General features: G+C 72.5%; 10 protein-coding genes. 9 read left to right on the forward strand and 1 reads right to left on the reverse strand.

Annotation, left to right across the window (positions count from 1 at the left end; genetic code table 11):
- Positions 1–76: 76 nt before the first annotated feature.
- A complete protein-coding gene (locus AC067Z_RS08400) occupies positions 77–1675 on the reverse strand; it encodes a tryptophan halogenase family protein (protein ID WP_478788686.1) in 1599 nt (532 codons plus the stop codon).
- 282 nt (positions 1676–1957) lie between these two features.
- On the opposite strand from AC067Z_RS08400, the gene AC067Z_RS08405 reads away from it, so the two are divergent.
- The 9 genes from AC067Z_RS08405 (at position 1958) to AC067Z_RS08445 (ending at position 14484) form a co-directional block, all read left to right on the forward strand.
- A complete protein-coding gene (locus AC067Z_RS08405) occupies positions 1958–3022 on the forward strand; it encodes an AfsR/SARP family transcriptional regulator (RefSeq protein WP_478788687.1) in 1065 nt (354 codons plus the stop codon).
- An 89-nt stretch (positions 3023–3111) separates the two neighbouring features.
- On the forward strand, positions 3112–4623 hold the full coding sequence (locus AC067Z_RS08410; protein WP_478788821.1) for an aldehyde dehydrogenase family protein: 1512 nt from the start codon (positions 3112–3114) through the stop codon (positions 4621–4623).
- The gene (locus AC067Z_RS08415) at positions 4620–6458 is read left to right on the forward strand and encodes a non-ribosomal peptide synthetase (RefSeq protein ID WP_478788688.1); all 1839 of its coding nucleotides are present in this window, start codon (positions 4620–4622) and stop codon (positions 6456–6458) included. Before AC067Z_RS08410 ends, AC067Z_RS08415 begins: the two co-directional genes overlap by 4 nt.
- A 5-nt stretch (positions 6459–6463) precedes the next feature.
- The gene (locus tag AC067Z_RS08420; protein WP_478788689.1) at positions 6464–7249 is read left to right on the forward strand and encodes a thioesterase II family protein; all 786 of its coding nucleotides are present in this window, start codon (positions 6464–6466) and stop codon (positions 7247–7249) included.
- 94 nt (positions 7250–7343) lie between these two features.
- Positions 7344–7580, forward strand: coding sequence for an MbtH family protein (locus tag AC067Z_RS08425; protein WP_478788690.1), 237 nt, complete (start codon positions 7344–7346; stop codon positions 7578–7580).
- Position 7581: 1 nt separating this feature from the next.
- Positions 7582–8811, forward strand: coding sequence for a cytochrome P450 (locus tag AC067Z_RS08430; protein ID WP_478788691.1), 1230 nt, complete (start codon positions 7582–7584; stop codon positions 8809–8811).
- Positions 8808–12752 carry an amino acid adenylation domain-containing protein gene (locus AC067Z_RS08435; protein WP_478788692.1) on the forward strand — a complete coding sequence of 1315 codons (3945 nt, stop codon included), beginning with the start codon at positions 8808–8810 and terminating at the stop codon, positions 12750–12752. Before AC067Z_RS08430 ends, AC067Z_RS08435 begins: the two co-directional genes overlap by 4 nt.
- Positions 12752–13471 (forward strand): 4'-phosphopantetheinyl transferase family protein, encoded by a 720-nt coding sequence (locus AC067Z_RS08440; RefSeq protein WP_478788693.1) that lies wholly within the window; start codon positions 12752–12754, stop codon positions 13469–13471. Before AC067Z_RS08435 ends, AC067Z_RS08440 begins: the two co-directional genes overlap by 1 nt.
- A complete protein-coding gene (locus tag AC067Z_RS08445; RefSeq protein ID WP_478788694.1) occupies positions 13441–14484 on the forward strand; it encodes a winged helix DNA-binding domain-containing protein in 1044 nt (347 codons plus the stop codon). The genes AC067Z_RS08440 and AC067Z_RS08445 overlap by 31 nt, the downstream gene beginning before the upstream one ends.
- Positions 14485–14488: the final 4 nt, after the last annotated feature.

The raw sequence follows: 14488 nt of genomic DNA on the forward strand, positions 1-14488 counted from the left end.
GGCCGTGGTGCCGGAACCGGGCGGGCCGCGTACGGGGGAGGGGGACGCGCGGTCCGGTCCCGGCCGGTCAGGGGGCCTACGCGTGCAGTTGCTTCAGGTACTCGTAGGCGCTGGGCAGCGTCTCCAGCAGGTTCTGCTGCTGGCGCTTGACCGTCTCGAACAGCGGCTCCGCACCCGCCACGGACTCGGGCTTGTGCGCGAGCGCCGGCAGCGGGGCGTCCGGCTCCAGACCCATGCCGGCGAAGATGCAGTAGTAGCTGCCGTTGGTCCAGAAGTTGCGGAACTCGGCCTCGAAGTTGCCGTAGTACGTCGACTCGTCGGTGATCGGCGAGTTGATCGGCAGGCCGGCCTTGTACGCGTTGATCTTCTGCTGGATGTTGTCGGGCAGCGTGATCTTCTTGTTCGCCTGCCAGAACGGTGTGTCGTTGCGCGGCGCGTAGAAGAAGTGCGCCTGGATGAAGTCGCGGGTGTCGTCGAACATCACCTCGATCTCGTTGTTGAAGCTGTCGATCAGGCCCTCGTTGAAGGTCTTGTCGGGGAAGTGCTTGGCCAACTGGTAGATCGCGGCGGTGATGAAATAGATCCCGGTCGACTCCAGCGGCTCCAGGAAGCAGGACGACAGACCGATGCTGACCACGTTCTTCACCCAGGCACGGCGGTTGCGCCCGACCCGGAAGCGGATGTGGTTGAACTTGGTCTTCTCCGGGTCGAGGCCCCACATCGCCGCGAACTCGGCCGTGGCCTCGTCCTGTTCGGTGAACTTGCTGGAGTAGACGTAGCCGGTGCCGAAGCGGCCCAGCATCGGGATCTTCCAGGCCCAGCCCGACGACATCGCGATCGCCGAGGTGTACGGCTCGACGCCGCCCTCCTCGTCGTCGTGGGGTACGGCGGTGGCGACCGCGCTGTCGCACAGCAGATGGTCGCTCATGTCGATGAAAGGCTCCGCCATCGCCTGGTTGATGAGCAGACCCCGCATGCCGGAGCAGTCCACGAACAGGTCGGCGTCCAGCACCTTGCCGCCCTTGGTGTGCAGCGCCGTGACGTAGCCGCGCTCGTCCTGCAGGACCTCCGTCATCTCGTCCTGGACGTGGTTGACGCTCTGCTTCTCGATGGCGAAGCGGCGCAGGAAGTCCGCCACGAGATGGGCGTCGAAGTGCCAGGCGTAGCGGGTGGCGGACCGGCCGTCGAGCCAGCGCGGCGCCTTCATCGCGTCCATCACTGGGGGCTCGCGGAAACATGCGTAGTCGAACGGCTCGGTGGTGCGGCCCTCGTACTTGCGCTTGAACCAGTAGTGCGACAGCGGCGTCTGGTCGTAGTCGGGCAGCAGTCCGAACGGGTGGTAGAAGTGGTCGGGCGAGCCGTCGGGCAGGTCCCGGGCCGTCGACTCCCCCTGGCCCTCCGTGCGCCAGTTCACGAACCGCACCGCCATCTTGAAGCTGGCGTTGCACTCGCGCATCCACTCGTCCTCGGCGATCCCGAGGTAGTCGAAGAACGCACGCTGCAGGTTGGGCACGGTCGCCTCGCCGACGCCGATCCGCGGAATCGTCGGCGCCTCCAGGACCGTGATGTCGACCGTGCCCTGGAGGGCCTTGCCCAGATACGCGGCAGTCATCCAGCCGGCGGTGCCGCCGCCCAGGATCACGACCTTCTTCAGTCGGGTGTCGGTGCTGGTCATGGAGCAGCCCTCATTTCGGAGTCGGGATTCGCGGCCGGATGCCGAGGAGCTGGAGGAGGCGGACGCCGGGTGCCGGACCGGGCCCGGCCGCGTCCGGCGGGGATCAGGGCCGGCTGGTGCGTCCAGCGACGCCGGGCCCCGGGACCATCGAGCCTCAGTCTGGAAAACCGCCCTATGACGGACCTACAGGCGCAAGATCCGGCCGGTATAGGGCGTTTGTAGAGGCCGGGAACACACTCGCCGCAGGCAGAAGGGCAATACGACGGACCCCGGGAGGAAGCGATGACCACCGCGGTGACCGAAATTGCGCGGCAGGCGGTGCGCATCCGCTTCCTGGGCGACTTCGAACTGACCGTGAACGGCAGCCCGGTGCAGCGCTGGCGGGCCGGCAAGGCCCGCGGGCTCTTCCAGTACCTCGTGATCCACCGGGGCCAGACGCTCACCCGCGACCGGCTGTACGAGGCCCTGTGGCCCGGCACCGACCGGTCCGCCGGCGGCAGCTCCCTCAAGGTCGCCGCGCATGCGTTGCGCCGGGTCCTCGACGCCCACCCCGAGGGCCCGTGCGAGTCGGGAATCCGGCTGCGCTACCGCGACTTCGGCTACGTCCTGGACATCGCCGAACTCTGGTCCGACGTGGACCGCTTCCAGGAGCTGGTGCACACCGGGCTGCGGGCGGCCACCGCGGGCGACCGCGGCCTCGCCCGCGAACGGCTGCGGTCCGCCGTCGCGCTGTACGCCGGCGAGTTCCTGCGCGGCGAGAACGCCGACTGGGTCGTCGAACAGCGCGAATACCTCCGGTCCCTGGCGCTGCGCGCCCTGGACGTGCTGCGTGCCGACGCCGCCGAGCGCGAGGACTTCCCGGACCTCATCGAGCTCTGCCGGCGCACACTCGGCATCGACCGTCACCACGAGGAGACCTACCGGGCGCTGATGGCGGCGCACGGCAGGCGCGGCGAACACGCCTGTGTGCGCAACTGGTACGAGCTGTGCGCCCGCCGGCTGCGCGACGACCTCGGGGTGTCCCCGTCCCGGGAGACCGACCGGCTGCTGCACGCCCTGCTCCCCGCCCCGGCCGCTCCCGCCGGGCAACTGCCGCGTACGTCCCTCCGACCGCGTCCGGCCCGCCGTGCCAGGCCCGACGCACGGGCGGCTGCCCGGTCCGGGGTCCGACCGGACGCCTGGCCCGCCGCCCGGCCCGATGCCTGGCCTGCCGCCAGGGCCGGAGCCTGGCCGGCCGCCGCCGAAGGCAGGCCCGCCGCCCGGGCCGAGAATCTCGCCGGCGGCCGCGCCGTCGGCGTCCGCCCCGGATCCGCTTCGGGACTTGTCCCGCCCGCACGCATTCAGTGACCGAGCGATTCAGTGAGGAACCCACCGTGACCGTGCTGACCGTGCCGCAGGACTCCGCCGCACCGACGGCCGAACCGTCCGCGGCCCCCTTGCCGCCCCGCTACGACGATCAGTGGATAGGCGGCCGCTGGACGGCGTCCGACGCCGACAGCCGACTTGTCGTCACCGACCCCAGCACCGAGGCGCCGCTCGCCACCGTGCCCGCCGGCACCGCGCGCGACGCCGACCTCGCCGTACGCGCCGCCGCCGACGCCTTCCCGGGCTGGGCCGCCACGCCCGTCCGGGAGCGGGCCGCTCTGCTGCGCCGCGTGGTCGAGGGCCTGGAACGCAACGCAGAGCGATTCGCCGACATCATCACCGCCGAGGTCGGCGCCCCCTCCCGCGTGTCCCTGCAGACCCACGTCGGGCTGTCCATCGGCATGGCGGCACACTGCGTGGAGACCGCCGCCTCCTACGGGTACGAGGAGCGCGTCGGCCACTCCCTGGTGGTGCGCGAGGCCGCCGGTGTCGCCGCCTGCATCACCCCCTGGAACACGCCGTTGCTGCTCACGGTGCAGAAGCTGCTGCCCGCGCTGGCCGCCGGCTGCACCGTCGTCCACAAGCCGAGCGAGCTCACACCGCTGCACGCACGCCTGCTGGCGGAGGTGTTCGCCGAGGCCGATCTGCCACCCGGCGTCGTCAACATGACCGTCGGCACCGGCGACACGCTCGGCACCGCCCTCGTCACCCACCCCCTCACCGACGTGGTGTCCCTCACCGGCTCCACCCGCGCCGGCCGCCAGGTGTCGGCACTGGGCGCCGACGGCATCAAGCGGATCCACCTGGAGCTCGGCGGCAAGAACGCCAGCCTCGTCCTGGACGACGCCGACTTCGGGGCCGCGATCGGCGCCACCGTCGACCAGGTGCTCTTCAACACCGGCCAGACGTGCCTGCAGTGGAGCCGCCTGCTGGTGCCCCGCGACCGTCAGGACGAGGCGCTCGAACTGGCCGGAGCGGCCATGGACGGCTACGTCACCGGCGACCCCCGCGACCCCGCTACCGACCTCGGCCCACTGGTGTCGGCCGCCGCCCACGCCCGGGTGAGCGACTACATCCGGCGGGGCGTGTCGGAGGGCGGCGCGCGCCTGGTGCGCGGCGGGCCCGGCCGTCCCGTGGGGCTGTCCACCGGGTACTACGTCCGGCCCACGATCTTCGCCGACGTCGATCCCCTGTCCACGCTCGGCCAGGAGGAGATCTTCGGGCCGGTGCTCTGTGTGATCCCGTACGACGACGAGGAGCAGGCGATCCGGATCGTCAACGGCACCCGCTACGGGCTGCACGGCGCGGTCTGGTCCGGCGACGACGCCCGCGCCGAGCGCGTGGCACGGCGGTTCCGCACCGGCCTCGTCGACGTCAACGGCGGAGCATTCAACCCCGCCGCGCCCTTCGGCGGTTTCAAGCAGTCCGGGATCGGCCGCGAGTGCGGCAGCGCCGGCGTCGAGGCGTTCCTGGAGACCAAGTCGATGCAGCTGCCCCAGGGGCCCGAGGGCCAGGTGGTCGGACCGCGCCTGCGAGCCACCGCGCCGGCCGGCGCCCACACCCCGGAGAGGAACGACGGATGACCGCCCAGCATGCCGGTCCCGCACCGGCGACCCCGCCCGCCGACGGGCAGCCGGGGGACACCGTGCTCCCGCCGCTGTTCGCCGCGTTGGAGCGCTGGACCCGTGAGCGGCCCGACGACCGAGCGGTCGTCGCCGAGGACGGCACCCTGACCTACGCCGCGCTCACCGCCCGTACCGCCCGGGCCGCGGCTGCGCTCGCCGCCGCCGGTGTCGGACCCGAGACCGCCGTGGGGCTCCTCCTCGGCCGCTCCCGGGAGAGCGTGCCCGCACTGCTCGCCGTGTGGAGCCTCGGCGCCACCGCCGTACCACTGGACGCCGGCCATCCCGTCGAACGTCTCGGGTCCGTCCTGCGGGACGCCCAGGTCTCCGTCCTGGTCGCCGCGGACGTCCCCGAGGGACTCGACGTCGCCGGTGTCCACAGCATCGACCCGGCATCCCTCCACGGCGGACCGGCCGGCACCCTCGCCGTCGCCGAACCGAACCCCGGTACGTGCGCCTACGTCATCTACACGTCCGGAACCACGGGCCGCCCCAAGGGCGTCGACGTCACCTACCGCGGACTCGACACGTTCGTCGCCGCGCTCGCCACGCTCGGCCTCCCGCCCGGCGGACTCGGCCTCAACGCCGTCTCGCCCGCCTTCGACGGCTGGCTCTGGTGCACACTGCTCTACCTCGTCCACGGCCAGGGCGTGGCCCTGGTGGACCTGTCCCTCGACGGCCTGCGACACGCCGCGGCCGACGGCCGGGAACCGCTTCCCGCCGGACTGCGCACCGCCTCCCTCACCCCGTCCCTGCTGGCCGCCCACGGCGACGGGCTGGACGAGCCCGAGGTCGTCGTCGTCGCCGGCGAGGCGTGCCCGGCCGCGCTCGCCGAACGCTTCGCCCGCGGCCGCCGACTGCTGAACGTGTACGGACCCACCGAGGTGACCATCGCGGCCACCTGGGCCGACAGCGAGCGAGGTGACGACGTGAGCGCCATCGGACGAACGCTGCCCGGCTACCGGGCCTATGTGCTGGACGACGACCTGATCCCCCTCCCCGCGGGCACCGAGGGCGAGCTGTACCTCGGCGGTCCCGCCGTGGCCCGCGGCTACCGCAACCGGCCCGGCCTCACCGCCGCGCGGTTCCTGCCCGATCCGTTCCAGGGCGGCGGCGCCCGGATGTACCGCACCGGCGACCTGGTCGTCCGCCGCGCCGACGGCGAACTGGAGTACCGCGGCCGCCGCGACGACCAGGTGAAGATCCGCGGCCACCGCATCGAACTGGGCGAGGTGGAGCGGATCGCCGCCGAACTCCCGGAGGTCGTGGCCGCCGCGTGCTGCACCCTCGCCGCCGGTCAGCTGCTGGGACTCGCGGTCGTCGCCGCCCCCGGCACCGGCGCTCCCGAGGACCTGGCCGCCGCGGTCACCGCACACTGCGCCAAGCTCCTGCCCGAGGCCGCCGTGCCCGCCACCGTCCGTGTGGTGGACCGCATCCCCACCCTCACCACGGGAAAGGCGGACCGCGACGCGCTCGCCCGCGAACTCGGCGAAGTCGCCGGGGAAACGGAGCCGGCGGCCGCCGCCACGGCGCGCGAACGCGAGGTGATGGCCGTCTGGGCCGAGGTCCTGGAACGCGAAGTCCCGGGACCGGGCGCCGACTTCTTCGAGCTCGGCGGGCACTCGCTGGCCGCCGCCCGGGTCGTGGCGGAACTGCGCCGCACCACCGGACTGCGGATCACTCTCGGGAAGCTGCTCACCCGGCCCACCGTCGCGGACGTCGCCGAGGAACTCGACCGTCTCGCGGCCGAGTCCGGAGCCGCTTCCGTACCCGTCCTCGCCGCCGAGGGGGCCTGAAGCCCATGGGTACCTGGATCTCCACCTGGCCCTCCGGGCCCGGTGACGCGGACCTTCCGGCACTGCTGTGCCTGCCGCCGGCCGGCGCGGGCTGCCAGCAGTTCCGTGCCTGGACTCCTGCCCTGGCCGGCGTCGCACAGGTCCACGGCGTACAGCTGCCCGGACGCGAGAACCGCTGGCGCGACCCCATGCCGGAGACGTTCGGCGAAGCCGTCGACGCGATCGCCGACGAGCTGCGGCCGATCGTCGCGGGCCGTCGGCTGGTCGTCTTCGGCCACAGTTTCGGCGGGCTCCTCGGCTACGAGGTGTCCCGGCGCGTCGTCCCCGACGCCCTGGTGGTCAGCGCCTGCCGGGCGCCCGGCCACTGGGACGGGGCCGGCCGGGGCATCGTCGACGACGACGAGGAACTGGACAAGCTCTTCGACACCGCCGGGCTCGACCCCGCCTTCCTGGACGCGGACACGCGTGCGCTGATGGTCGCGATGCTCCGCAAGGACGCCCAGCTGTCGCTGAGTTACACGCACACCCACCGCGACCGGATCTCCGTCCCGGTGCACGCGTGGGGAGCGGACGCCGACGAGACCGTCACCGCGCAGGACCTGGCCGGTTGGGCCGCGGTCACGACGGCCGGTTTCCACGTCCACCGCGTGCAGGGCGGCCACCACGCCGTACTGCGCCGCCCCGAGCCCCTGCTGGAGAACCTGGCCGGGCTGCTGCGGGGTGACGCGGACGGACCGGACCGCACGTCACCCCGGCCGGCGGCCACCGCCGGACCGCCCCGCAGCACCTGACAAGCCCCCCGCGGCCCGGCCGCGGCCGGGCCGCCCCGACCGAGCAACTCCCACCACCCGCAGCCCGCCCACCCGCCCGATCCCGGAGGACGTCGTGCCCACCAACTACCAGGTCCTCGTCAACCACGAGGAGCAGTACGCGCTGTACCCCGCGGCGCGCGAGCTGCCCGACGGCTGGACGCCGACCGGGTTCAGCGGCACCGAGGACGAGTGCACCGCCCATGTGGACGTGCACTGGACCGACACGCGGCCCCTCAGCGTGCGCACGGCGGCGGGCGGCCCCGGCCGCACGGCGGCAACCACCGGAGCAGTCATGGGCGAAGGAGTCTGAGATGCATATCGACCTGCTCGACCCGGCCCCCTTCGGCCGCAACGACTTCTGGCCCGCGTTCACCTGGCTGCGTGCCAACTCACCCGTCCACTGGCACCCCGAACCCGGCGGCGACGACGGTTTCTGGGTGCTCAGCAAGCACCGCGACATCATGAGCGTGTACGCCGACAGCGACACCTTCAGATCCGCGCAGGGCATGCGGCTCGGCAGCGACCCCGCCGCCGTCGCCGCCGTCACCCAGCGGATGCTGATCGTCTCCGACGCACCCCACCACACCCGTCTGAAGCGGGCGCTCTACCAGGCGTTCGGCCCGCAGCAGATGCCCCGGCTGGAGGCCCTCGTCGAGACGGTCGTCGGCGAACTGGTGGCAGAGGCCGCCGAGCAGGACGAGCTGGACTTCATCGACCTGGCCAAGCAGCTCCCCAACCGCGTGGTCTGCGCCATGATGGGCATCCCGCGGGCCGACTGGTCCTGGATCGGGGCACTCACCACCGACGCCTTCGACTCCCCGGACGAGTCCGTGCGCAGCAACGCGCACTCCGAGATCTTCCTCTACTTCATCGAACTCCTCGGCGAGCGGCGGGCCCGCCCCGGCGACGACCTCGTCAGCCAGATCGCCCACGACACCCTCGTCGACGAGGGCGACGGCACCGAACGGCCGCTCACCGAAGAGGAGATCGTCTTCAACTGCAACGGCGTGCTGTCCGGCGCCAACGAGACCACCCGCTACTCGGCAGCGGGCGCCGTGCACATGTTCGCCCAGCTCCCCGAGCAGTGGGAGCTGCTGCGGCGCCTCGGCCCCGACGGCATCGCCCCGGCCGTCGAGGAGATCCTGCGCTGGACCACACCCGGAGTGCACGCCCTGCGCACCGCGGTCCGCGACACCGAGATCAACGGGACGCGTATCGCCGCCGGCGACCGGGTCACGCTGTGGAACGTCTCCGCCAACCGAGACGAGGACGTCTTCACCGACCCGCACAGCTTCCGCGTCGACCGGCGCCCCAACCGCCATGTCGCCTTCGGCCACGGGCGCCATCTCTGCCTCGGCGCCCGGCTGGCCCGCTTCGAACTGGGCGCGCTGCTCACCGAGATGCTCGCCCTGCTCGACGGTTTCGAACTGACGGGTCCCGCCCTGTTCAACTCATCCAACTTCACGTGGGGGATCAAGAGTCTCCCGGTGCGGCTGCTGCGCAGCCGAGCCTTCGCACAGGCAGAAAGGGCCGCGCTGTGACCACCGCACTGATCGACTTCAACCGCACCGACGCCGAGTTCCCCGCCACCGGGTACCCGGAGCTCCTCGCCGAGCAGGCCGCCCGCACCCCGGGCGCCCCCGCCCTCGTACAGGGCGACCGCTCCTGGACGTATGCGGAACTGGAGGCCGCCACCAACCGGCTGGCCCACGCGCTGATCGCGCACGGCGCGGCTCCCGGCGAGCGGATAGGGCTGTGCTACCCGCGCAGCGCCGACTACGTCATCGGCTCCCTCGCCATCCTCAAGACGGGCGCCGCGATCGTCGCGCTCGACCCGGTCAACCCTGACGACCGGCTCGCCGCGATGATCGCGGACGCCGCCCCGCTGCTCGTCCTCACCCCCGCCGAGATCGGCCCGCGCATGCCCGAGGGCGTGGCCCTGGCCGAGGTCGCCACCGCGGGTCGTGGGCTGCCCGAGACGCCGACCGGCGTCCCCACGGGCCCCGACACGGTCAGCCACCTCATCTACACCTCGGGTTCCACCGGCACGCCCAAGGCCGTCCTGGAACGACACGGGGCCCTGACCAACCTGGTGCACTGGACGGCCCGCGCCTACGGGGTGCGTGCCGGCGACCGTGCGTCGTGGATGTCCACACCCGGCTTCGCCGTGCAGATCATGGAGTGGCTGCCGTATCTGCCGACGGGCGCGGCGATCCACATCCCCGAGGCCGGCCAGGCGCAGACCCCGGAGCAGATCCGGGACTGGCTCGCCGCAGAGCGGATCACCCACACCATGCTGGTCGCCGCGCTCGCCGAGCCCGTCTGGGGCCTCGAATGGCCCGCGGACACCGCGCTGCGCATCCTGGTGACCACGGCCGAGCGGGTGCACAGCTGGCCGCCCGTCGACACACCGTTCCGCGTCGTCATGACGTACGGCACGACCGAGACCACCAACGTCCTCACCTGCCTCGACCTCGGTGCGGACATCGACTTCACCAGCCAGGCCACGCCGGAGGAGATCCGCGCCACCCGGCAGGTGCCCGTCGGTGTCCCCATCGCGAACATGCGGGTGCACCTGCTGGACGAGGAGGACCGCCCGGTCGCCGACGGCGAGGTCGGCCGGCTCCATGTCTCGGGCGCCGGCGTGGCCGCCGGATACCACGGCCGACCGGAGCTGACCGGGGCCAAGTTCCGTCCCGGGATCGTCCCCGGCGACCCCCACCCGGTGCTCTACGACACCGGAGACCTCGCCCGCCGTCGCGAGGACGGGGCGGTCGAACTCCTCGGCCGCTCCGACGCCCAGGTCAAGATCCGCGGCTTCCGCGTCGAACTCGGCGAGGTCGAGACCCATGTCGCCCGCCTCGACGGCGTTGCCGAGGCCGTCGTCGTCACCCAGGAGCGCGGCGCCAACGACAAACGGCTCATCGCCTACGTCTCCGCGGACGGCGACGCGGCGCCGGACCCGGCCGCGATCCGCGCCGCAGTGGCCCGCACCCTGCCCTACTACATGGTCCCCGCGACCGTCGTCGTCCTGCCCGCCCTGCCCCGCCTCGCCAACGGCAAGGTCGACCGGCGCAGTCTGCCCGAACCGCCGGCGACCCGCGAGGCCGTCAGCGCCGGGTACGAGCCCCCGCGCAACGAGATCGAGGACGGGCTGGTGCGTCTGTGGGCCGAGGCGTTCCGCACCGAGGGCGTCGGCATCCACGACAACTTCTTCGAACTGGGCGGTCACTCGCTGCTCGCGTTCCAGCTGATCGACGAGATCCGCCGCCGCTACGGTGTCGAGCTCAGCCTCTCCGACCTGTCCTCCTGCCCGACCGTCGCCGAACTGGGCACCCTGATCGTCACCGAACGTGCGGACGGGCGTGGCGAGTTCGGCGGTCTGGCCGCGATCGTCCCCGACCCGGACGCCCGCTTCGCCCCCTTCCCGCTGACCGAGAGCCAGCAGGCCCTGTGGATCGGCCGCGGCGGACTGGTCGAGCTAGGCAACGTCGGCTGCCACGGCTACTTCGAGTGGGAGAGCGAGAAGCTGGACGTCGCACGCTTCGAGGGCGCCTGGCGACGGCTCGTCGAGCGGCACGACGCGCTGCGCACCCGCATCCTGCCGAACGGCACCCAGCAGGTGTACGAGGAGGTCCCCGCGTACGACATCCCCGTCACCGACCTGGGCGGCCTGGACCCGGCCGACCGGGAGACGGAACTGGCCGCTCTGCGCGAGAAGCTGTCCCACCAGGTGCTCGACGCCGACGGATGGCCCCTGTTCGACGTGCGGATCAGCCTCCTCGGCGGCGGCCGCGCCCGTATCCACCTCTGCCTCGACTTCCTCGTCGCCGACGCCTGGAGCTACTTCCAGGTCCTGATCCCGGACCTGGTCACCTACTACACCGAGCCCGGCGCCGAACTGCCGCCACTGGAGCTGACGTTCCGCGACTACGTCCTGGCCGTCGGGAACTCGCTGCGCGACAGCGAGCTCTACCGCCGCTCCGAGTGGTACTGGCGCGACCGGCTCGCCACCCTGCCGCCGGCGCCGCAGCTTCCGGAACGTCCCGCGGACGCCCCCGAACTCCCCGTCCGCTTCGAACGGCTCAGCCATGTCGTCCCGGCCGAGCTGTGGAACCGGATCCAGGAGCGGGCCGGCGACCGCAAGGTCACCCCTTCCGGCGTGCTCGCCGCCGCCTACGCCGAAGTCCTCGGCAACGCCAGCGGGCAGGCCCGGTTCACCATCAACTTCCCGCTCTTCAACCGTCTTCCGCTGCACCCTCAGGTCAACTCGCTGCTCGCGGACACGACGACCACGCTGCTGCTCGCCGTCGAACAGCAGGAGACCACGTTCGCCGGACGCGCCCAGGCCGTGCAGCGACGCCTGTGGGCCGACCTGGAGCACCGCTACTTCAGCGGCGTCCAGGTCCTTCGCGAGCTCACCAAGATGCGCGGCTCCCTCGCGCCCGCCATGCCCGTGGTGATGACGAGCCTCGCGGGACACCCCCCGCAGTACGAGGAGACGGAGCTGGGCGTGCCGGTGTACGGCATCTCCCAGACCCCGCAGGTCTCGCTGGACTTCCAGGTCTTCGAGAAGGCCGGCGGCCTCACCTTCAACTGGGACCACCTGCCCGCCGTCTACCCCGACGGCCTGATCGAGTCCATGTTCGAGGAGTTTCTCGCCCTGCTCGAAGCGCTCGGCGAGGAGGAGGTCTGGGAACGCTTCTCGGCGCCGCCCGGCGAGGCGGGCACAGCTGGCGAGCCCACCGAGGAACGGGACACCGGCGACGCCTGGGAACGCTACTGGGCCGGTATCGAGCACACCGGCCGCGGCGGCGACGTCATCTGGGACGCCGACAGCGGTGAGGAGTTCCAGTGGCTGCTCGGCCAGGCACGCAAGCACTTCGCCGACGACGTGCCGGTCATCGACCTCGGCTGCGGCAACGGCCGCTACAGTCGCGAACTCGCCCCGCACTATCCGCGGGTGGTGGGCGTGGACGTCTCCACGAGCGCCATCGACCACGCGGTCCGCGAGGCGCGGACGGCGGGTGTGACGAACGTGGAGTACCTGGCCGCCGACATGACCGACGCCGAACAGGCAGCCGCGTTGGGGGAGGGGCCGTACAACATCTTCGTCCGCGGTGTCTTCCATGTCCTCGACAGCGCCGCGCGGGCCCGGCTCGCGACGGTCGCCGGCCGGCTGCTGGGCCCCGACGGGGTGCTGATCGTCCACGAGCCCGACTACTCCAGCAACTCCTTCGGCTACCTCGGCTTCGTCGGCGGCAAGCGCGGCCGGGCCGAGGACCTCGTCGGGCCGCTGGAGGCGGCCGGTGTCCGGCACTCCCACCGCTTCACCCGCCCCGAACTGACCGCCGCCTTCCCGGCGGACGACTGGGAGATCCTGGACGACGAGGCGATCCAGCTGCACGCCATCGACCCGCAGTCGGACTCCGACGCGCTGTTGCTGCCGGGCTACTACGCGGTGCTGCGCCGCAGGCCCTGATGGCGACGGTCGCGCTGGCCGGGCGGACCGGAGAGGTGCTGGCCGGTGCCGGTGACGCACGGGAGCTGCTGACCCGTACGGAACTGGACCGGGCGGACGCCCTGCGGTCCGCCGCCGACCGGGACGACTTCGTCGCCGCGCACGCCCTGGTCAGGCTCTGTGCCGCGCGTCTGCTCCGGCGCCCGGCGCGGAGCCTGACCCTCGTGCAGAGCTGCGACCGGTGCCAGCGGCCCCACGGCCGGCCGAGCCTGGCCGGCATTCCCGGCCTCGGGGTGAGCCTTGCCCACACCCGGGGATGGGTCGCGGCCGCCGCGTCCCACGGGCCGGTGGGCGTCGACCTGGAGGCCCACGACGGGCGGCTTCCGATGGACTGGAACGTGGCGGCACGCGCCTCGGGCCCGGCCGAACTGGCCGAGTTGCGGGCACAACCGGACCCGCGGCGGGCTTTCCTCCGCCAGTGGGTGCGCAAGGAGTCCCTGGTCAAGGTCGGGGCGGCCTCGCTCGACGAGCTGGGCCGTCTCGACCTTCCCGTCGTGCACGGGCACGGGCCCGCGCGCTGGCGGGACTGGCGGCTCACGGACTGGTCGGCGCACGGCGTCGTCGGCTGTGTCGCCGCCCACGAAGAGGTGCGGCTGCGGACCATGTCCGGAGCCCTCACACAAACGATCTCGGTGAAAGACTGGGGACTGTGGAACGACGAACTGCCGACCGGCTGCTGAGAGCACGCGCACAGGGGATCGGAGGGCAGGCCCGGGAGGAAACGGTCGCCGCCGCCCTGGAGCGGGTGTTGGCCGTCCAGGCGCAGGACCTCGCGGCGGCCGGCCTCGGCCTGCGCGCCCGCGTGCGCGGCCTGACCGCCGACGACGTCCGGCACGCCACCGACACGGAACGCACCGCCGTGCGCGGCTGGTTCATGCGCGGCACGCTGCAACTCGTCCCGGCCGCGGACGCCCGCTGGCTGCTCAACCTCTTCGGACCGGTCTATCTGTCGCTCGCCGCCCGCCGGCTGCGGGAACTCGGCCTGGACGAGGCCCTGTGCGCACGCGCGGAGAAGCTGATCGTGACGGCCGTCGACGGCGAGGGCCCTCTGACCCGCGCCGAACTCACCGAGCGGCTCGGCACCCTGGGAGTGGAGTCCAAGGGCCAGTCCGCCATCCATCTGATCCGCAGGACCGTGCTGTCCGGGCTGATCTGCCACGGGCCCCAGCGCGCGGGCGAGGCCACATTCGTCCTCCTCGACGACTGGCTGCCCGCTTCCGGCCCGCTCCCCTTCACCGGAGCGGCCGCCGAAACGGAACTCGCCCGCCGCTACCGCGCCGCCCACGGTCCCACCGACGTGGAGGATTTCGCGAGTTGGTCGGGGCTGCGGACAACCGTGTGCAGGAAAGCATGGGCCGCCGCCGGAGAACCGCCGCGGGGACAGGCCGAGGAAATCCTTGAAGGGGATGTGCGGTTGCTCCCGGCGTACGACAACTACCTTGTCGGGTACCGCCGCAGAGAACTGTCGGTGCCCGCCGAGCACGAGCGCCGCGTGTGGCCCGGCGGCGGGGTGATCCGCCCCACGGTCGTCGTCGACGGCTGGGCGGTGGGCACCTGGTCGGGGGGCCGCGGCGGCGCGGAGCCGGCAGTCGAGCTCTTCCCCGGCAACGAGCATCCCGGCGCCGCGGTGACGGAGGGGATCGCGGGCGAGAGCGCCGACATTGCACGCTTCTACAGCGCTTCTCATACCTAGTCCA

It is taken from the genome of Streptomyces sp. NPDC043812 (assembly GCF_056436245.1).

Excerpts from the sequence above, each read along its gene's own strand:
- AC067Z_RS08440 (WP_478788693.1), top strand. The coding sequence starts at position 12,752 with ATGGCGACGGTCGCGCTGGCCGGGCGGACCGGAGAGGTGCTGGCCGGT.
- AC067Z_RS08405 (WP_478788687.1), top strand. The coding sequence starts at position 1,958 with ATGACCACCGCGGTGACCGAAATTGCGCGGCAGGCGGTGCGCATCCGC.
- AC067Z_RS08400 (WP_478788686.1), bottom strand. The coding sequence starts at position 1,675 with ATGACCAGCACCGACACCCGACTGAAGAAGGTCGTGATCCTGGGCGGC.
- AC067Z_RS08430 (WP_478788691.1), top strand. The coding sequence starts at position 7,582 with ATGCATATCGACCTGCTCGACCCGGCCCCCTTCGGCCGCAACGACTTC.
- AC067Z_RS08420 (WP_478788689.1), top strand. The coding sequence starts at position 6,464 with ATGGGTACCTGGATCTCCACCTGGCCCTCCGGGCCCGGTGACGCGGAC.
- AC067Z_RS08415 (WP_478788688.1), top strand. The coding sequence starts at position 4,620 with ATGACCGCCCAGCATGCCGGTCCCGCACCGGCGACCCCGCCCGCCGAC.